This window comes from Dolichospermum planctonicum (assembly GCF_005402965.1).
GTDB lineage: Bacteria > Cyanobacteriota > Cyanobacteriia > Cyanobacteriales > Nostocaceae > Dolichospermum > Dolichospermum planctonicum.
This window is the reverse complement of record NZ_BJCF01000016.1, coordinates 57,280-77,092: the sequence shown is the minus strand read 5'-3', so window position 1 is coordinate 77,092 and position 19,813 is coordinate 57,280. Positions and strand designations below refer to the sequence as shown.

21 protein-coding genes are annotated in these 19,813 nt (G+C 38.0%); 15 read left to right on the top strand and 6 right to left on the bottom strand.

Annotated features, from left to right (window positions below):
* Positions 1-209 precede the first annotated feature (209 nt).
* Complete coding sequence (locus FFO06_RS09325; protein WP_137907799.1) at positions 210-584, bottom strand: c-type cytochrome; 375 nt, start codon at positions 582-584, stop codon at positions 210-212.
* Between the two features lie 199 nt (positions 585-783).
* Here FFO06_RS09325 and petG point away from each other — a divergent pair, with 199 nt between their 5' ends.
* Positions 784-897 carry a cytochrome b6-f complex subunit V gene (gene petG, locus FFO06_RS09320; RefSeq protein ID WP_015078754.1) on the top strand — a complete coding sequence of 38 codons (114 nt, stop codon included), beginning with the start codon at positions 784-786 and terminating at the stop codon, positions 895-897.
* A 73-nt stretch (positions 898-970) separates the two neighbouring features.
* Here petG and rsmD read toward each other — a convergent pair whose 3' ends face one another.
* Together rsmD and hisH are read right to left on the bottom strand one after the other, a co-directional pair.
* A complete protein-coding gene (gene rsmD, locus FFO06_RS09315; RefSeq protein WP_137907789.1) occupies positions 971-1,528 on the bottom strand; it encodes a 16S rRNA (guanine(966)-N(2))-methyltransferase RsmD in 558 nt (185 codons plus the stop codon).
* Between the two features lie 171 nt (positions 1,529-1,699).
* Positions 1,700-2,335, bottom strand: coding sequence for an imidazole glycerol phosphate synthase subunit HisH (gene hisH, locus FFO06_RS09310; protein WP_137907788.1), 636 nt, complete (start codon positions 2,333-2,335; stop codon positions 1,700-1,702).
* Between the two features lie 161 nt (positions 2,336-2,496).
* Here hisH and FFO06_RS09305 point away from each other — a divergent pair, with 161 nt between their 5' ends.
* The 3 genes from FFO06_RS09305 (at position 2,497) to pirA (ending at position 4,771) form a co-directional block, all read left to right on the top strand.
* Entirely contained in the window at positions 2,497-2,949 is a 453-nt protein-coding gene (locus FFO06_RS09305) for a C15 family peptidase (RefSeq protein ID WP_306420209.1), read from the top strand.
* 38 nt (positions 2,950-2,987) lie between these two features.
* Positions 2,988-4,343, top strand: a complete 1,356-nt coding sequence (locus tag FFO06_RS09300) for a DUF3370 domain-containing protein (protein ID WP_137907798.1) — start codon at positions 2,988-2,990, stop codon at positions 4,341-4,343.
* A 185-nt stretch (positions 4,344-4,528) separates the two neighbouring features.
* Positions 4,529-4,771 carry an arginine synthesis PII-interacting regulator PirA gene (pirA, locus tag FFO06_RS09295; protein ID WP_137907787.1) on the top strand — a complete coding sequence of 81 codons (243 nt, stop codon included), beginning with the start codon at positions 4,529-4,531 and terminating at the stop codon, positions 4,769-4,771.
* A gap of 96 nt (positions 4,772-4,867) precedes the next feature.
* Here the strand turns inward: pirA and FFO06_RS09290 are convergent, their stop codons facing one another.
* The gene (locus FFO06_RS09290) at positions 4,868-5,800 is read right to left on the bottom strand and encodes an NAD-dependent epimerase/dehydratase family protein (RefSeq protein ID WP_137907786.1); all 933 of its coding nucleotides are present in this window, start codon (positions 5,798-5,800) and stop codon (positions 4,868-4,870) included.
* Between the two features lie 268 nt (positions 5,801-6,068).
* Between FFO06_RS09290 and FFO06_RS09285 the strand changes: the two genes are divergently transcribed.
* The 9 genes from FFO06_RS09285 to FFO06_RS09240 all read left to right on the top strand — a co-directional run bounded on the left by FFO06_RS09285 (position 6,069) and on the right by FFO06_RS09240 (position 15,338).
* Positions 6,069-7,211 carry a glycosyltransferase gene (locus FFO06_RS09285; RefSeq protein WP_137907785.1) on the top strand — a complete coding sequence of 381 codons (1,143 nt, stop codon included), beginning with the start codon at positions 6,069-6,071 and terminating at the stop codon, positions 7,209-7,211.
* Between the two features lie 113 nt (positions 7,212-7,324).
* On the top strand, positions 7,325-8,083 hold the full coding sequence (locus FFO06_RS09280) for an undecaprenyl-phosphate galactose phosphotransferase family protein (protein ID WP_137907797.1): 759 nt from the start codon (positions 7,325-7,327) through the stop codon (positions 8,081-8,083).
* 524 nt (positions 8,084-8,607) lie between these two features.
* On the top strand, positions 8,608-9,687 hold the full coding sequence (gmd, locus tag FFO06_RS09275; RefSeq protein WP_137907784.1) for a GDP-mannose 4,6-dehydratase: 1,080 nt from the start codon (positions 8,608-8,610) through the stop codon (positions 9,685-9,687).
* Between the two features lie 20 nt (positions 9,688-9,707).
* The gene (locus tag FFO06_RS09270; protein WP_137907783.1) at positions 9,708-10,652 is read left to right on the top strand and encodes a GDP-L-fucose synthase family protein; all 945 of its coding nucleotides are present in this window, start codon (positions 9,708-9,710) and stop codon (positions 10,650-10,652) included.
* Between the two features lie 282 nt (positions 10,653-10,934).
* Positions 10,935-11,489, top strand: coding sequence for a 5-formyltetrahydrofolate cyclo-ligase (locus FFO06_RS09265; protein ID WP_370743615.1), 555 nt, complete (start codon positions 10,935-10,937; stop codon positions 11,487-11,489).
* 409 nt (positions 11,490-11,898) lie between these two features.
* Entirely contained in the window at positions 11,899-12,219 is a 321-nt protein-coding gene (locus tag FFO06_RS09255; RefSeq protein WP_137907781.1) for a nucleotidyltransferase domain-containing protein, read from the top strand.
* Complete coding sequence (locus FFO06_RS09250; protein ID WP_137907780.1) at positions 12,216-12,623, top strand: HEPN domain-containing protein; 408 nt, start codon at positions 12,216-12,218, stop codon at positions 12,621-12,623. The genes FFO06_RS09255 and FFO06_RS09250 overlap by 4 nt, the downstream gene beginning before the upstream one ends.
* Before the next feature lie 315 nt (positions 12,624-12,938).
* A complete protein-coding gene (moeB, locus tag FFO06_RS09245; protein ID WP_137907779.1) occupies positions 12,939-14,111 on the top strand; it encodes a molybdopterin-synthase adenylyltransferase MoeB in 1,173 nt (390 codons plus the stop codon).
* Between the two features lie 510 nt (positions 14,112-14,621).
* Positions 14,622-15,338, top strand: a complete 717-nt coding sequence (locus FFO06_RS09240; protein WP_028084525.1) for a response regulator transcription factor — start codon at positions 14,622-14,624, stop codon at positions 15,336-15,338.
* Positions 15,339-15,480: 142 nt separating this feature from the next.
* Here the strand turns inward: FFO06_RS09240 and FFO06_RS09235 are convergent, their stop codons facing one another.
* Positions 15,481-15,945, bottom strand: a complete 465-nt coding sequence (locus FFO06_RS09235) for a hypothetical protein (RefSeq protein ID WP_137907778.1) — start codon at positions 15,943-15,945, stop codon at positions 15,481-15,483.
* A 153-nt stretch (positions 15,946-16,098) separates the two neighbouring features.
* On the opposite strand from FFO06_RS09235, the gene FFO06_RS09230 reads away from it, so the two are divergent.
* Both FFO06_RS09230 and FFO06_RS09225 read left to right on the top strand, forming a co-directional pair.
* A complete protein-coding gene (locus FFO06_RS09230; protein WP_137907777.1) occupies positions 16,099-17,592 on the top strand; it encodes an Eco57I restriction-modification methylase domain-containing protein in 1,494 nt (497 codons plus the stop codon).
* Positions 17,593-17,710: 118 nt separating this feature from the next.
* The gene (locus FFO06_RS09225; protein WP_137907776.1) at positions 17,711-18,133 is read left to right on the top strand and encodes a DUF29 family protein; all 423 of its coding nucleotides are present in this window, start codon (positions 17,711-17,713) and stop codon (positions 18,131-18,133) included.
* Positions 18,134-18,184: 51 nt separating this feature from the next.
* Here FFO06_RS09225 and FFO06_RS09220 read toward each other — a convergent pair whose 3' ends face one another.
* Positions 18,185-19,777, bottom strand: a complete 1,593-nt coding sequence (locus FFO06_RS09220) for a 2-isopropylmalate synthase (RefSeq protein WP_137907775.1) — start codon at positions 19,775-19,777, stop codon at positions 18,185-18,187.
* Positions 19,778-19,813 lie beyond the last annotated feature (36 nt).

The window sequence follows — 19,813 nt, the reverse complement described above, 5'->3', positions numbered from 1 at the left end:
AGTATATCTATTTTGTATAATTACTTTTGTGTCACCTAATAATTTTACAATAGTTTTACAGAAATTCAGTATATAAGCTCAAATAAATATCAAATATAGGAATTTATAAATAAATGGTAAGCTGTACTGCATTTAAATATGTATAACCTCAAATCAGTCTAATGCTTGGGGGGTGTGGGGCATCTCTGCCCGCCATAATGTATAAATATTCATAAACTTTCTAAGTAGCTTAAAAGGTCTGCCATTTCCTGGACACTGGGTTGGAATTTCGGCATAGGGGGCGTTTCCCCGCTAGTTACTTGATGAATTAGTCCATAGCGGGATTTGTATTTGGAGATTTCATGTAGAGTTGGACCGACTAGGCCATTTGCTTTTAAGCCATGACAGCCAGCGCAGTTGATTTGGAAAATAGCTTTCCCCTGCACTAGGTTTCCCTGAAGGGAGAGAACACTTTTGACATAAGGATCAGAGGCTTGCACTATCTCAATCCCAAACAGGACTAATGGCAGGGTTATCAGCATCGCTATAGTAAAGATAACGATCTGTTGAATCAGGGTTTCAGGTTTGATCAGATGGTTATCCAAAAGAGTTGCTTCTACAGTCTTCAAGTTTTCATTTCCTACACATAGCTTAAAATTTATTGATTGTGTTCGCAAGTACATAAGACGATTTTTATATAGTATTTAGATTTAAAACTGCTATGGGACGCGGGATTAATGCCAAATTTGGTAAAATCAAAAACAGGAAACGAATCTTTCAATAATCGCAACAAGGAGCTTTACAGTGGTTGAACCTCTATTATCAGGTATTGTGCTTGGTTTGGTTTTTGTAACTTTAAGTGGACTTTTTTACGCTGCCTATAGACAATATAAGCGTCCTACAGAATTAGGCGGCTGATATTGATTCAGGAGTCAGGGAAGAGGCCAGGAGTAGGAAGCGGGGAGCAGGGGAAATAATTACCCATTCCCCATTACCCATTACCAATTCCCTGCTCTTGATAAAATGTCAAAGCTGTGTTACCATAGGTTTTTTGTCGGCAGATTTCCCAGTTGGGAATTGTTAGCGGTGTCCAATCTTGGTGACGGTGTTCCACTGCTATTTCTCCTGGGGAATCTAAAAGCTGATACTGAGCGATCGCTTGTAATACTGGTTCATATAATCCACTAGCATAAGGTGGGTCAAAGTATATTCTGTCAAATTTTTGACCTGATAATTTTTTTAACTGTTGAGTAACGTTTCCCCGTAATAGCTGAAATTTTTGTTCTGGATTGGCTACCTGTTGCCAATTTTCTTGGATGATGGCGCAAGCAAGACTTGACTGTTCAATGCCAATAACGACGCTGGCTTCCCTACATAAAGCCTCAGCACCCATTGCCCCGCTACCGGCGCACAAATCTAGCCACCGGCAACCAGTAATTGTTCCTTGCCAAATATTAAATAATGCTTCCCTGACTCGCGCACTCGTAGGTCTGGTATGTTTACCTGGTAAGGTTTTAAGCAGACGATTACCGTAAATTCTCAGACTCATTAGTTATTGGTAATCCGATTTTGGATTTTGGATTTTGGATTTTGGATTGATTCCGGGAATAAATCCGAGGGTTTTGATCATCAACGGCTTATTTGTCATTAATCTTGAACTTATAGCTAGTAGCAGATCATACTATCAGAGTTTAACAACCGAAAATATTGCCAACTTTTGTTAAGCAAAAAGTTTTTCACGGACTTGAGCCACAAAATTAGATAATATTTGCAAGCCGACATTTGATGATTTTTCGGGATGGAATTGCACGGCCATAAGATTTTCATGAGCGATCGCGGCCGTAAAGGTTTGATTTCCATGGGTAACAGTAGCCGCGCGGACTTGGGTATTTGTAGGTTCAACATAGTAAGAATGAACAAAATAAACCCAAGGATCGGCGGGTAAATGTTCCCATAAAAGATTTTTTGGTTGCTTGAGTTGGAGTTGATTCCAACCCATGTGGGGAATTGTCATTCCCGGTTCAGAACGAAAACGGCGGACTTTTCCGGGAACAATTCCTAGTCCTGGTAACGTCCCTTCGGCGCTGGATTCAAACAAAATTTGTAATCCTAGACAAATACCCAAAAACGGTTTACCAGAAGCGATAGCATCTTTAATAGGTTTTTCCAAACCACGCGATCGCAAATGTTGTACCGCTGGATCAAATGCTCCCACGCCTGGTAAAACTATAGCATCTGCTTTCGCCAACTCTTGAGAACAATAGGTAACTTGAGGAGTTGCACCAGCTTTTTCTAATCCTTTGCAGACAGAGTGCAAATTTCCCATATCGTAATCAACAACTGCAATCACTGGCATTTAGCTGCTCCTTGTAAATTTATGAGGAAGGGCATTTATTTAATTATTCTAATTCTAAATAATATTTCTTATGCAGAAAAAAAATACTATTAACTTCTTTTGAGATTTAGCTAAGTCAACAAGAGTCAAAAGCCAATGACTTGTTACTCGCACTAGCCAAAATGGCTTCACTCTCCCATGATTTAAATTTCTTGCACCGTCTACCTGTAGATGTACAACTGGCCAGTTCTCCCGTCATTGCCAAAATTAATGACATTCAGCTTGACTATATTATCTATTGTGCCATGGCTGCAAGTCCTTCACAATTAAGTATAGAACTCCTGGTCTGTAGTACAAGTATCTTACCTTTAGAGTCTATAAATTCTAGCGAAAATATTTTGCGAACCACTGTTGATCTGGAAAAATTATTAGTGTCAACAGCAGCAGTTGAGGTTAGCTATGATTGTGGTAAGTGTGTCTGTGAGGGAGTTTATTATTCAATCTTAGACTATTTACCCCAGTTTCAACCGTCAATTAAGTGCATTTTTGTTTATGTACCCATGTTAAATGAAGAAAATTTGATTCGGATTGTTGCCGATTTTGTTTTGATCATTAACAACTTGGCACTTCTTTAGAAATATTAACGTCTGTTTTAAAAAAATTACTGAGTATGATGTTGCCACTATTACTTTCTTTGGCTCTTGCACAAGCGAACTTGGTGACCCCACCAGAGGAAATATTGCAAGTACAATCAGTACGCCCTTTGCCAGGACAATTAGATTCAGTACCAGTATTTAATAGCAATAGTCCAGAATTGGTATTAAAGGAAGGAATTTTACTTTCTACTTTTCCAGCAGCAGGAAAAAAAGTTACATCAGCCCATTTAAATTTTCCCTTCCGTGGCCAATTTGATATTTTTGCCCATCATGTGACTAAAACTGAATTACTAGAAAATTTACCTTCTCTTTACTTGGGTATTATTTTACATAACCCTGGTTCTCAACCAGTGACAGTAAATATATTACAAGCCGCTAGTTATTTAAGTCAACCAGATGCCCCATTTCAGGAATTACCATCTTTAATTGCCAATGACTTGGGAACAGTGTTTGCAGGTCCAGGTAGTCGCGTTATGTCCGATATTTTGAGGGGTAGAAGACAAGATATTTTTCCCCCGCAAATTGTCATTCCCCCCGGTCAAAGCCAGATGTTATTAAATTTACCAATTCCTGTCCAAGGGTTAATACCGCCTTTAAATGGTCGTTCTACATATCTGCGATTACGAAGTAATGGTAATATTTACGTTGCTAGTTTGGCGATGTTTGCCCAGAAAAATACTGATGGTAGTGAACGTACGCCTAATTTAGCAGAATGGCAAAATTTATTAGATAATGCTGAATTATCCACTCCTAGAGATAAAATCCCCACTCCTATCACAGGAAATAATAAACCGGGAATTTACGGACGTGTAGCCGGAGTATCAAAGGGTTCTCAATGGCGGGCTTATGTGGTAGATCAACCTAAAAGTAAGTATTTAACTATTCCTCAACCTGGTACAGGGTTTTCCTACGGGTTGAGTACCTTGCATGGTGGAACTTTAGGCACAAATCAAATTCAAACTGCACCTATGTTAGTCCGTTATCCTGATACGGCCTATTATGCTCATGGTAATTATGGTGTTCAATATAGTCTGAAGTTGCCTTTATACAACAATACTGAAAATGAACAAACTGTAAATGTGGCAATTCAAACTCCACTCAAAGAGAATGAGTTAAGTAAATCAGGAATCCGCTTTCTTCAACCACCTGCGCGTCAAGTCTTTTTTAGAGGAACGGTGCGTTTACGTTATCAAGAACAGGGACAATGGAAAAATAAGTTTGTACATTTGGTTCAAAGGCGTGGTGAAATGGGACAACCATTAGTAGTATTGAATATTAAACCAAAAAATACCTCTTTAGTACAATTAGACTTTCTTTATCCACCAGATGCTTCTCCACCACAGGTTTTAACGGTGTCAACTCAAATTAGATAGGGTTTTCAGCTATTTTTGCGATAAATGCAAGATAATAATGCTATTACTGCAATAGTAACTTGAATTTGTTGTCAAAATCACAGATTATAAAAATGAAATTGTTTATTACTGCAATTGCCAACTACAAAACAACCATCAAGTAGTGGGTTTTGTCTTAACTTGAGTTCTTTCTTGGAAGCCTAAATATGAATACAAGCAGGATAGAATTAGCTAAAGAGACTTTAAAAACGCATAAAGAGAATATGCGAAAAACACTAGAACATCGCTTACAAGCAGCTAAAAACCAGAAAAATGAAAACCTATTGCGTCAGTTAGAAGCAGAAATGCGGGAGCATAGTGAACATTCTCAATCTTCTACTGTCAAAGGTGATTTTTTTGGTTTTATACGTAACACAATGACTACTAACCATGCAAAAATGGAAAGATAGTAAATTAGCTATCGTTCCTGCTGCATTATATAAATTAGGTCAACGCTGACATGAGTTGTAATGGGTAATTACTAATTACCCATTACCCATTACCCATTACCCAGCGATCAAAATTTCATCATCTACAGAAAAATCAACTTCTAATTTATCTTGTCCACTGATTAAATAATCATTTTCCCAAGAATCTTTTAAACCAGAAATTAAATCATATTTAGGTTGCCAATTTAATTCTATTTGTGCTTTATTTATTGATGCGAAGAAGTGCTGTACCCGCATAGGAAAGGATTTGCGTTTACCGAAATCAAACTTTTTAGGATCATAATGGACGATTTTAACATCATCGGCAGATTTACCAGCAGCCACAGCACAAGCACGAGCTAAACCGTCAAAGGTGACAAAGCGATCGCCTGAAATATTATAAATCTGCCCAATTGCTTTTTCGTTGCCAATTACTTGTATCATCGCTTGTGCTAAGTCTAATACATGGCCTAGCTGAGTCAAGTGCATACCATTACCAGGGATAGGAATGGGACGATTACGAGCAATTCTATCAAAAAACCAACTTTCCAAAGGATTATAATTTTGGGGACCGTAGATATAAGTAGGACGAATGGAAGTAAAGGGGATTCCTAATTGTTTGAGGTAAGCTTCCGTTTCATGTTTACCCTTGTGACGACTTTTAGGATCTACTGTATCACCTTCCAAATGGGGCATTTGGTCAGATTTGAGGTACACCCCTGCTGAACTCATGTAAACAAAGTGTTTTACCCGTCCTTGATAGATTTCTGCCAGGGGTTGGGTATCCGCGAGTTCTCTGCCATTATTGTCAAAAACGACATCAAAGGTTTCTTGTGCTAACTTTTCTTGAAGTTGATTTGGGTCCGTGCGGTCGCCTATAATTTGTCCTACTCCTGAAGGTGTGGGATGATTACCACGATTAAACAAAACCACCTCATGTCCGGCCTTTAGCAGTAATTGAGTCAAATACACACCAATGAACCGAGTTCCACCAATAACCAAAATTCGCATAACTTCCTAACTCCTAAATAACCAAAAGTGGTCTGCGTCACCCTGATCTTTGCTTATCTTTGAGGTTATCAGGTTGTAGTATCATTCTGGAACATCTTTTGCTAGAATTGTACCTCTCATGTAATCTGGAGATTTTCCCACTGCTGAAGAAATAAGACTTATAATATTCTTTTTGGTAACATCGTGAGTAAGTCCCAGGAAAAATCAGTAGTGTGGAATATCACCTGATAAAATTAGACTAATTACTTCCTACCCATTCAATTTAGCTGTGTTTTTAGAATATGCTTTGGTTCATGAGTGGTTAACCCCTCAAGCTACGGGTGGTTCAGAATTGGTAGTCCGGGAAATATTAAAGCATATTCATGCTGATTTGTATGCCCTGATTGATTTTGAATCCAATAATCCTGAAAGTTATTTGTACAAACGTCAAATTGGCACAACGTTTTTACAAAAATTTCCCCAAGCGCGTCAAGGTGTGCAAAAATACTTACCTTTACTGCCCTTGGCCATTGAACAATTGGATTTACGAGAATATGAAGTTATATTATCTTCATCTCATGCGGTAGCTAAAGGAGTATTAACCACGCCTAATCAATTGCATATCTGTTATTGCCATACCCCTATGCGTTATGCTTGGGATTTAACATTTGATTATCTCAAGCAAAGCAAATTAGGTCAAGGAGCTATAGGCTGGATAACACGCTACATTCTACATCATTTGCGGCAATGGGACGTAATTAGTGCCAACCGGGTTGATTATTTCATTGCTAACTCCCAACACACAGCTAGAAGGATTTGGCGTTGTTATCGTCGGGAAGCAACCGTTATCTATCCACCAGTGAATATTGACGAATGTTTATTTTCTCCAGAAAAAGAAGATTTTTACTTAATAGTCTCTCGATTAGTGAGTTATAAACAAGTTTCCTTGATTATTCAGGCTTTTAATTGCCTAAGAAAACCCTTGGTAGTTATTGGTACAGGTCCAGAAATGGACAAGCTGCGAGAAATAGCCCAACCACATATCCAAATTTTAGGATGGCAACCTGATCATATCGTCAAAAAATACATGGCACGTGCCAAGGCTTTTGTCTATGCAGCTTGCGAGGACTTTGGTATAGCCCTAGTTGAAGCCCAGGCTTGTGGAACTCCCGTAATTGCTTATGGCACCGGTGGTGCGCTAGAAACAGTTAGAGATATTCGCACTCATCCTGACACAGGAACTGGTATATTGTTCAAAATGCAAACAGTAGGAGCTTTAGTAGATGCCGTAGCCGAATTTGTAGATCATCAACATTTGTATAATTATGAGTATATACAAAAACACGCTAATCAATTTTCTCGCCAGGTTTTTGCAGAACGTTATCTGGGTTTTGTTAATGAATGTCGTGAAAAAAGAGTTTACCAAAAGTAAACACTAGCCTTTTTGTATTTGTTTTCTAGGAAGATAGCAAATTTTTCCCAAAAATCACTACCTTTTAGCCTTAAGATCGGGACTATGTGTGGTGTGGATTATAAAGGAGTATGATGACTGCCCAGAGTTCACTCCTCTCCGGCAAACGATACCCACGAAAAGATAACAGTACATCTATGGCTGTTTTATCAAAACGTGGTCAAAAAGTTAAACAGCTAAAGGTGAAATCCAGAGGTTTATCTTTTCAGGGTTTATACGGAGAGTTTTTAAAGCGACTGTTTGATATAGTTTTTTCACTATCAGTGTTGATTTTGTTTTCTCCCATCTACATAATATTGTCCTTGTTGATAGCCCTAAGCTCAAAAGGTCCAGTTTTTTATGTTCAACAACGAGTAGGCAAAAATTACCGAAGCTTTAATTGTATTAAATTTCGCACTATGGTTAATAATGCTGACGAAATGCTCGTCGAAATGATGGCCATATCACCCGAGCTGCGAGAGGAATTTGAAAGCAATTTTAAGCTGAAAACAGACCCGAGAATCACTAAAATTGGTCACTTTTTGCGAATTACCAGCTTAGATGAGTTTCCCCAATTTTGGAATGTTCTCAAAGGGGACATGAGCGTAGTTGGTCCACGTCCTTTAGTAGAGGAAGAATTACCGAAATATGGTGATTATATCGGTCATGTTTTAACAATTCGTCCCGGAATTACGGGTTTGTGGCAAGTATCTGGACGTAATGATATTCCTTATCCTCGACGGGTACAAATAGACCTCCACTATGTCAATTTTAGGAGCTTTTGGCTAGATTTGTGGATTATCCTGAAAACAGTTAATGTTGTGATTATGCCCAAAAATAAAGGGGCTTACTAAGTAATTACGCGTATTTGCTGTGGTGGGGCATGATATTGCCCCAAAAAACTATTTTTGATGATGAAATTATAAGTTTTATTTGTCCGCTACAATAGACAGGACTAAACAAATTTTAGTTACTGATTGCAATTAATACATAGAATCCAAGGATATTGACTAATGATTTGGCAAATATAGCTAGAGTATGCAAGGACTACACTACTTACAGTTTTTCAACTATCATTGACGATGACTATGACTGTATTGACTGCGCTTTGGGGATATTCCTCAAAGCATTGCAATATCTTGCCGAGTTAGGAACTTTGGTTTCTAGTAGGCTATGTCAGGGTATATCATTATATGTCCGGGCTTGAAGTATCTGAATTAATTACTTGTCAAAGTGTTCTTGATCAAGTATATTTATTCACGGTTAGCTTTTGATAGCAACTTACTTGTAAGTTTACTATTGAATGGGTTTTCTACTTAAATACTAGTTGGAATCAGATTTTTTGTCGTGATTCAACTAGAAACTATGAGGCATTATCATGACACAACCAAAACGGGCTTTAATTACTGGTATAACTGGACAAGATGGTTCTTATTTAACTGAGCTTTTGTTAGAAAAGGGTTATGAAGTCCACGGGATTATTCGCCGTACTTCTACTTTTAACACAGACCGCATTGATCATATGTACGAAGATCCCCATACCCAAGGGGTACGGTTATTTCTACATTATGGCGACTTGACAGACGGGACAACACTACGACGGATTTTAGAAGAAGTCAAACCTGTAGAAATTTATAACTTAGGAGCCCAATCTCACGTTAGAGTTAGTTTTGATTCGCCTGAATATACAGTGGACTCTGTAGGCATGGGTACATTACGCTTATTAGAAGCTATCCGTGATTACCAAAAACGTACCGGGATTGAATTACGTTTCTATCAAGCCGGTTCTTCCGAGATGTATGGTTTAGTGCAAGCAGTCCCCCAAAGTGAAACTACACCTTTTTATCCCCGCAGTCCCTACGCTTGTGCTAAAGTGTACGCCCATTGGCAAACAGTGAATTATCGTGAATCTTATAATTTGTTTGCTTGCAATGGCATTCTTTTTAATCATGAATCTCCCAGAAGAGGTGAAACATTTGTTACCCGTAAAATAACTAGAGCCGTAGCCCGTATTGTCGCAGGTAAACAAAAAAATATCTTTATGGGTAATTTGGACTCCAAGAGAGATTGGGGATATGCAAAAGATTACGTAAAAGCTATGTGGTTAATGCTGCAACAAGATCAGCCTGATGATTATGTCGTGGCTACGGGAGAAACCCATTCAGTGCGGGAATTTCTAGAGTTAGCGTTTGGTTATGTTAACCTAGATTGGCAGAATTACGTAGAGTTTGATCAACGTTATTTACGCCCAGCCGAAGTAGATCTATTAATTGGTGATCCGACTAAAGCACAGCAAAAATTAGGCTGGCAACCATCGGTAACATTTCCAGAACTTGTATCTCTCATGGTAGAAGCTGATTTACAAGCTGTGGGTTGTACTTCTCCCAATGGTAATGGCTTAAAATACCCTGAAGATATTGCTACTACCCGTCAAGCATTAGGATCTCTGCACTTTTAATTCGTATCAAGGATAATAAGATGACTACCTTAGAATTAGAAAATAAACGGATTCTTGTCACCGGTGGGGCGGGTTTTCTCGGTCGTCAAGTCATAGATCAACTTTGTGAAAATGGCGCCGATCGTGATAAAATTACCGTGACGCGATCGCACGATTGTGATCTGCGGGTTTGGGAAAATTGCCAACGAGCAGTAGACCAACAGGATATTATCATCCACTTAGCCGCCCATGTGGGAGGTATTGGTTTAAATCGAGAAAAACCCGGTGAGTTATTTTATGATAACTTGATCATGGGGACGCAGTTAATCCATGCGGCTTATCAACAAGGTACAGAAAAATTTGTTTGTGTAGGAACTATCTGCGCTTATCCTAAATTTACCCCTGTACCATTTAAGGAAGATGATATCTGGAATGGTTATCCAGAAGAAACTAACGCCCCCTATGGAATTGCCAAAAAAGCGCTGTTGGTACAATTACAATCTTACCGTCAGCAGTACGGATTTAATGGTATTTACCTCTTACCAGTAAACTTGTACGGACCTGAAGACAACTTCAACCCCAATAGTTCTCATGTGATTCCGGCTTTAATTCGCAAAGTACAAGAAGCCCAAACCAGGGGAGAAAAACAACTTCCTGTTTGGGGTGACGGTTCTCCCACTCGTGAATTTTTGTATTCTACAGATGCAGCACGGGGTATAGTCATGGGAACTCAGTTTTATAATGATGCTGAACCCGTAAATTTAGGAACTGGTTACGAGATATCCATTAAAGACCTAATTACCTTAATTTGCGAATTAATGGAGTATGACGGGGAAATTGTTTGGGAAACCGACAAACCCAATGGTCAACCCCGTCGTTGTTTGGATACGGAAAGAGCAAAACAGGCTTTTGGTTTTACTGCTGAGGTAGAATTTAGAACAGGTTTAAAGAATACCATTGATTGGTGGCGGAAAAACGCCGGCTAAAGTAGTTTCTCTCGTTTTCCCTCATTCCCAGTCGGAGACTGGGAATGCCTTCTAGAGTCTCCGACTCTAGTATACAAGAGAAGCTAGAGCCTTCTTAATTCATTCCCAGAGTCTCAGACTCTAGTATACAAGAGAAGCCAGAGCCTTCTTAATTCATTCCCATACTCTGTATGGGAATGAGAGAATCTAAAATCTAAAATCTAAAATCTAAAATCTAAAATCTAAAATCTAAAATCTAAAATCTAAAATCTAAAATCTAAAATTGTATCGGCTTTGCAAACAATTAATTCACAACTAACTAAAAAGGAATTGCGACGGGTTTTACTCCAAAAACGCCAGTCTATGACATTATTGGAATGGAGAGAAAAAAGCGATCGCCTCACCACCAACATCCAAAACTCAGTTATATTTAATCAAGCAAAGACAATTCTGGCTTTTTTCAGCTTTCGTCAAGAACCTGATATTAGCTCGCTATATACCAACACTAATAAACGTTGGGGGTTTCCCCGTTGTGTTGATAAATCTCTAGTTTGGCATTTTTGGCAACCTCATGATACCATTAAAACTGGTGCTTATGGAATCAAAGAACCTCACCATGAAGCAGCAATAATAGAGATTGCAGAAGTAGATTTAATTCTTGTTCCCTGTGTGGGTTGTGATGTCCAAGGATACCGCTTGGGTTATGGTGGGGGATATTATGACCGCTTGTTAAATTCTCCCGGTTGGGACAAGAAACCAACTATGGGAGTGGTTTTTGATTTTGCTTATGTCTCTCAATTACCGGTTGATAGTTGGGATAAACCTTTAGAAAGGGTGATTACAGAAAGAAGATATTAGCCATTGACGGAAATGATCATGATAAAATCTATAAACAGTTACATTTGCTTCTATTAATAAACCGGAATTATCTGATAAAAACCGAGGACAGGTTAGGAGAAAATACACCCCTTGGGGAATGTAGCGGGGAACAGGGAACTCTTAACTGGGAACAGTTTTAACTGTCTGGATATCCTCAATTTTCCAAATCCGACAAAGAAAAATGCACCTATTTTGAGACACCATTAGCCAAATCTATCTCCAGGGTCGAATGATAATTATCTATCAAAATGATAATTTGATACAGACTTCCTACTTAAAATAAGAGAATTTTCTCTTATTTTTTTCAAAATGAGAATTACTGGCAGTTATTAGATGAGGAGATTAAAATATAGTTAGCTAAAGTTGGTTTTTCTCTAGAGGAATAGAAATGATACAGGATAGTGATCGGAAAATTGTTTCAGAGTTTCGCTCTCGACTGGAAGCGATAATTCCCATTTTGGATTTACGGGTATTTGGTTCAAGAGCGCGAGGTGATGCTACAGAAGAATCAGATTTAGATGTGTTTATTAAAATTACTGAATTAGATAGATCACGTCGAGAAAAAATTAGTGATTTGGCATGGGAAATAGGTTTTAAATATGATCTAGTTATTTCCACCTTTGTAGTTACAGAAGCACAGGTAGAAAGGGGAGCTATGGGAGCTAGTCCCTTACTGTCTAAGGTGTTACAAGAGGGTATTGCTATATGATAAATCAGCAACTAAAGTTATTAATTGAGTACCGTTTATCTGAAAGTGAAGAAACTTTAAGAGAAGCAAAGATTTTACTCAATCAATCAGCTTTTCGTGGTACCATCAATCGCTCTTATTATGCAATGTTTTATGCGGCACTGGGTCTTTTAGCAACTAAAGGTTTAGGCAGTTCTAAACATAGTGGAATAGTTAGTTTTTTTGATCGTGAGTTTGTGAAGACGGGAATTTTTTCTAAGGATTTATCACGGAGTTTTCATCGGGCATTTGATGAACGACAAGCAAGTGATTATGGAGAAATGTTAGAAGCAGATATGGGGTCAGCAATGGCTCTATTTGAGAGAGCGCAGAATTTTGTGGATGAAATTACACAGTATTTAAAGTCTTGGATGGAGGTTAACTAACCTTCTGGTAAGCAGATTTTCTAGTCTACTAGCGATTGCCTCATTTTCTAGTTGGGAGCGATGTTTAAACAGAAGTAAATATACTCTTGAATATCATTCTGATTTTATACATTAAAATAACGAATTGTCTGATTATCAAAATATGCTTGCTTAGAATACCCTGATGTGATATTATCGCTACAAAATGGCCAAGCTGGTGAACTGCAAAGCTGAATTTTTGATGACAATCACCAGTTTCCAGCCCAGACAATTAAAGTGATCGACTTAGTAATTTTAAGTTAAGATTAATACTCCGCGCTGATTCCTACAACTGCTATGCTAAATCCCAATCTGGATGAAATCCAGTTGACAAAAGACGACTACGAACGCTATTCCCGCCACTTAATTTTACCAGAGGTGGGTCTGGAAGGGCAAAAACGCCTCAAAGCTGCCAGTGTATTATGTATCGGTACTGGTGGACTGGGTTCACCACTACTGTTATATCTTGCAGCAGCGGGTATTGGTAGAATTGGTATTGTTGATTTTGATGTGGTTGATACCTCTAACCTCCAACGTCAAGTTATTCACGGGACTTCTTGGGTCGGTAAACCCAAAATCGAATCAGCAAAAAACCGCATTCATGAAATTAACCCCCATTGTCAGGTTGATTTATATGAAACTCGTCTCAGTTCAGAAAATGCCCTCGATATTATTCGCCCTTACGATATCGTTGTAGATGGAACTGATAATTTCCCAACTCGCTATTTAGTCAATGACGCTTGTGTTTTATTAGATAAACCTAACGTTTACGGTTCTATTTTCCGTTTTGAAGGACAAGCAACCGTCTTTAACTATGAAGGTGGTCCCAACTATCGTGACTTATACCCCGAACCACCACCACCAGGAATGGTTCCTTCTTGTGCTGAGGGTGGTGTGCTGGGAATTTTACCAGGAATGATTGGCATTATCCAAGCCACGGAAACAGTGAAAATTATTCTGGGTAATGGTACTACCCTGAGTGGTAGACTGGTGCTTTACAACGCTTTGGATATGAAATTCCGGGAGTTGAAATTGCGTCCTAATCCTATCCGTCCAGTTATTAACAAGCTGATAGATTACGAACAATTTTGTGGTATTCCCCAAGCCAAAGCTGAAGAAGCGAAGCAGCAAATGGAAATTCAAGAAATGACGGTTAAGGAATTAAAGGCTTTATTAGATAGTGGTGCTAAGGACTTTGTACTACTAGATGTGCGTAATCCTAATGAGTATGAAATTGCTAAAATTCCTGGTTCTGTGTTAGTGCCTTTACCAGAAATTGAAAATGGTAATGGTGTGGCTAAGGTACGGGAGTTACTCAACGGACACCGCTTAATTGCTCATTGTAAAATGGGTGGTCGTTCGGCGAAAGCCTTGGCTATTCTCAAAGAAGCAGGAATGACTGGTACAAATGTCAAAGGTGGAATTAATGCTTGGAGTCAAGAAGTAGATACTTCTGTTCCTCAGTATTGATACTTCCGTGGGGGATTGTTGATATTTAGATATATTACCATAACCATCCTAAATTCGATGTGAATAATCAGATACCCGATTTTGAGAATTCGGGTATCTTACTCTTTTTTTGTCTCCAGATTACCATTCAAAAATTCTATGTCTCAGAATATTCATCTTTGTGTCTCTGAGGGAGACAAATTCATACTTTAATGTACGTATTCCGTATATTTAATTAATACAAAAAAATCTTTAAAAAATACCAAAATTGTACATTACTTATCATCTTTAAAAAAGAGTAAAATGTCTTTGCATAAACTTGATGGAAAATTTAGTTAAAGCAGTTTCCAGGTGAGAACATAGACTGTATCCATTATCCGAGTCGTAGCATCATCAAATTCAGACACCACATATACTTTCAACCCCGTTGCTACAAGTGACAGGAAATTGAGAGTAGACTCCCTCGCAAAAACACCAGTTAACTAGCATCTATCGCCACAGCCAATTGCCAAAACAATAATATACTGCATTATGGATACGCTTTCCACGACCAATTCCAAGATTTTGATTGTAGATGACGATTCCAGTGTCCGCAACCTCATCCAGCGTTTTTTGAGTCGCAACTATCAAATAGAATCAGCAGCGGATGGTAAAGCTGCTCTTGTCTTATTTGAGCAATTAAATCCTGCTTTAGTGATTTTAGACTGGAATTTACCAGATGCAAATGGCTATAAACTTTGTCAAGAAATGCAAAGCCGTACTAATGTTTTAGTCATGATGCTCACCAGTCGCAATGATGAAGCTGATAAAATTAAAGTTCTGGCCGCTGGTGCAGATGATTTTTTGACCAAACCATTTAGTCTAGCAGAGGTAGAAGTCAGGGTAGAAGCCCTATTAAGACGAGTCCGCTATATCCAGCCAAGTCCGTCACAACGTCTGACTTTTAACCAGTTAGCTATTAACTCGGAAGCGCGAGAGGTAACACTTAATAACAAACCTTTGGCTTTAACTGCTTTAGAGTTTAACATCTTACATTTTCTCGCTACCCATCCGGGACAAGCATGGAGTCGTAGCCAACTGATCCAAAAGATTTGGGGTTGTGATTATGTGGGAGATGGCCGCGTTGTGGATGTGCATATTGGTCAACTACGCAAGAAAATGGAAGCTGATTCTAGTATGCCGGAGTTTATTAAAACAGTGCGGGGTTATGGTTATAAATTTGACCCCCCTGAAAATAGAAAGGCTTAAACTCTGGAAAATATAATTGTAATTGTTGCGATCGCTTAACAACTTGCTTAAATATTACCGAGGCTTGATTGAGATGCTTGATATCATTTATGCGTAGACATTGAAGCTAAAGCCAGGGATTTGTGTCTACTCAAGCCTCAGATCAAAGCTTTATTTTTTCCCTAGCTATAGCTATTTCTTCCCAATCACTATCTAATAATAAAATGCTCAAAAGTGACTTTAATAAATCCCGATTAGATATAAATTTTTCAACATTATATAATTTATCTTGTTTTAAAATTTCTTCCAGTGCTGATAAAGCTACAGGTTGGGGTAATTGTAGTCTTTGAATCAAGCATTTTTGTGCTACTTCTAAGGCTGTTTTTTCCCCTATACCCAAATTCCATTCTTTTAGGAGTAACCGCAGTTCCCGGTTGAGTGATACGCGCAACTGTGTCATTCTTCCAAACATTCCCGGATTTTGCAATAAAGCGGGAATTGCTAAACCCCAATCTAATCCTGCTGTCACGTCGCAGTCGGTTTCATCTTCAATTTGAATTGCTTCTTGAAGGGATGTTGGGTTAAAAAGTAAATTAATAGCTGCTGCTACATTTTGGTTATTATTCATAATTACTCCCTGCATCATTATTGAATTTGTACCTGCACTAATACACCTTGTCTGAATTTTCCTACAAGTTAAGTTTATCGCTGAACGAGGCGATCGCACCAAAATCGATTTACCCAGGATGCTTTAAAAATACTCAATAACCTTTAATAAATTATGATTCATCAAAAACTACCTACTAATTGGCAAAAACGGGAAAAATTACGTGATAAAGGTCAATTCTGGACACCAGAATGGGTAACAAAAGCGATGGTTTCCTATATAGCAAAAGACACAAATTTAGTGTTTGATCCTGCTGCTGGAAAAGGAGCTTTTTTCAATGCTTTATTACAAATAAATCCCTCTATTAATTATTATGGTATTGATATAGATGAATATGTTTTATTAGATGAAATTTATCAAAAAAATAATTGTTTTGTAGAAATACGTGATTTTATTAAAAATCCTCCACAGCAGAAGTTTAACGCAATTATAGCTAATCCACCTTACATCAGACATCACCGAATTGATGAAAAGATGAAACAATTTCTCAAAGAGCTTTTTATAAAAATTACAGGTTTTGCCATTGATGGTAGAGCAGGTTATCATATTTACTTTTTTGTCCAGGCATTAAATTTACTTGATAAAAATGGTAGATTAGCTTTGATCATGCCGGCCGATACTTGTGAAGGAATTTTTGCTCAAAAACTTTGGCAATGGATTACTAAAAATTATTGTCTTGAATGTGTTGTGACATTTGATGAAAATGCCACACCTTTTCCAAAGGTTGATACCAATGCGATTATTTTTTTGATCAAGAAATCTGAACCTGTGCAGACGATTAAATGGATCAAGGCAAATCAAGCTAATGAGGAACTTTTTCATTTTGTTAAATCAGACTTTCAAGAAATTAATTATACAACTCTGGAAATTAATAATCGAGATTTAAAAGAAGCATTAACAACCGGTTTATCAAGACCTGAGCATAATAATTCTAATTGTAAATATCACCTTAATGACTTTGCAAAAGTGATCCGTGGTATTGCCACAGGAGCGAATGATTTCTTTTTTTTAACAACACAGCAAGTAGAAGAACTGGCAATTCCTCAAGAATTTCTTAAACTCGCAATTGGAAGAACAAAAGATGTAACCGGGGATAAATTAACTATTGAAGATATCAAAAAATTACAAGAAAATAATCGGCCAACAATTTTACTTTCAATAAACAGTAATGAGAATATCCCCGAATCAGTTGCTAACTATCTCCAAGAAGGTGAAAAATTAGGTCTTCCTAACCGTCCGCTGATTAAACAACGTAAATTGTGGTATAAAACAGAATATAGACAAGTGCCACCGATATTATTTGCTTATCTTGGTAGACGCAATTCGAGGTTTATTAAAAATGAGGCTGGTGTTGTACCATTAACAAGTTTTTTGTGCATTTATCCTATTTATGACGATGAAATATATATCGTTAATCTTTGGCAAGCATTAAATGATCCTGAGACAATTCAAAATCTTAGACTGGTAGGTAAAAGTTATGGTTCTGGAGCTATCAAAGTTGAGCCTCGTAATCTTGATAAAGTTCCCATTCCAGAACATATAGTAGATAAATATAATTTAAAACGGCAAAAATATAAAACTAAAACTCAGCAACTTGAACTTTTTTAGTAAACAGTAAATAATGTATAATTAAAGAAATTAAATTTTGTATGAATTGAAGTTATATAGGGTGCTTTAGACTGGATAAGTAAGTTAGTGTGAAAAAACCAAAATTCTCAAATTCAACATGGAAGAACTACTAGAAATTAGACAACTCCTAAAACAAGGAAAAATCAATGAAGCTTTACTGTTAGTAGATGAATTAGAAGAAATGAGTCTAAGTGATAAAATCAATAAAATTGATAGTTATGGCGTAATTCTACTGATTCATTTAATCAAACAAAAAGCTGAAAAACGTTCTACCCGCTCTTGGGAACTTTCTATAGAAAATGCAGTGCGAGAAATCAATAAAATTAACAAGCGCCGCAAATCTGGAGGTTCTTACTTAAATCAAACAGAATTAATGGAAATTCTCCAACAAGGATATCAAGTAGCACTAAAAAGAGCGGCGCTAGAAGCTTTTGAAGGACGTTATGAAACGGAAGAATTAGCAACTATGGTTAATGAACAAGAAATTTTATCTCTGTCGCTGGCATTGATTCAAAAGTAGAGACGCGACCCGGATAGGATTCTCGTCTCTACACCTTTTAGGCTAGTACCTCTAGGCTACTACCTCCCCTTTCACTTCTTGCTGTAATGCAGCATACAGTCTATTCAGTGCATTTACGTAAGCTTGAGCCGAAGCCACAATAATATCTGTATTAGCCGCATGACCTGAAAATACACGGGATTCATGGCGTAAGCGAATTGTTACTTCTCCTAAAGCATCAATTCCTCCGGTAACGGATTGTACAGAAAACTCAATCAATTCATTTGGGACATTCACCACCCGATTGATAGCTTTATATACCGCATCTACCGGACCTGTACCAATGGCAGCGTCGGTTAATTCTTCCCCGTCGGGAGTGCGGAGTGTCACGGTAGCGGTAGGTTGAGCCTTACTACCACAGGAAACCTGTACCAATTCTACTTTAAATAAATCTGGGGCTTGTTGGATTTCGTCATTAACAATAGCTTCCAAATCCCAATCAGAGATTTCTTTCTTTTTGTCCGCTACTTCTTTAAATCTCACAAAGGCTTTATTCAGGTCATTTTCTGATAGTTCAAAGCCCAATTCTTTCAAGCGAGTCCGAAAAGCATTTCTCCCAGAATGTTTACCCAATACTATTTGATTATCAGATAAACCAATTAATTGGGCATCCATGATCTCATAAGTGAGTTTATTTTTCAATACCCCATCTTGATGAATTCCAGATTCATGGGCAAAAGCATTTGCACCCACAATGGCTTTATTTGGTTGTACCAACATTCCCGTTAAATTGGAAACCAAACGCGAGGTTTTATAGATTTGTTTGGTGTCAATATTGGTGAGCGGTGCTTCTGAATTTTCAGCCCGTCCCAAAAAGGGATTAAAATATTGTCTACGCACGTGCAAAGCCATTACCAACTCTTCTAAAGCCGCATTTCCGGCTCTTTCCCCAATGCCATTAATGGTACATTCTAATTGTCGAGCGCCGTTTTTCACCGCTTCTAAAAAGTTAGCAACTGCTAAACCTAAATCATTATGGCCGTGAACAGAAATAATGGCTTTGTCAATGTTGGGGACATTTTCGGTAATGCCTTTAATGATTGCCCCAAATTCGCTGGGAGTGGTATAACCTACCGTATCAGGAATATTAACAGTTGTGGCCCCGGCCGCGATCGCTCTTTCCAAGACTTGATACAAAAATTCTGGATCAGATCGTCCCGCATCTTCTGGAGAAAATTCTACATCATCGGTGAAGCTTTTGGCATAGGCTACCATTTCTTCCGCGATCGCAATTACTTCCGGTCTAGTCTTTTTTAACTTATATTGCAAGTGAATATCAGAAGTAGCGATAAAAGTATGAATTCTCCCTTTAGCAGCTGGTTTTATAGCTGCTGCTGCGGATTTAATATCATCATGTCTAGCTCTGGCTAAACTACAAATTACTGGACCATCTTCCGTTCCTACAGTTTGAGCAATTTTGCTAACCGCTTCAAAATCTCCAGGACTAGCAAAAGCAAATCCTGCTTCAATAATATCTACTCCTAAACGTGCTAATTGTTTAGCAATAACTAGCTTTTCATCTATATTGAGAGTTGCTCCTGGACACTGTTCCCCGTCGCGCAATGTGGTGTCAAAGATGATAATTCTATCGGTTTGTCTGCTCATTAGCTTCACCTCTTTTGATTTTGATCATGGGCTGAA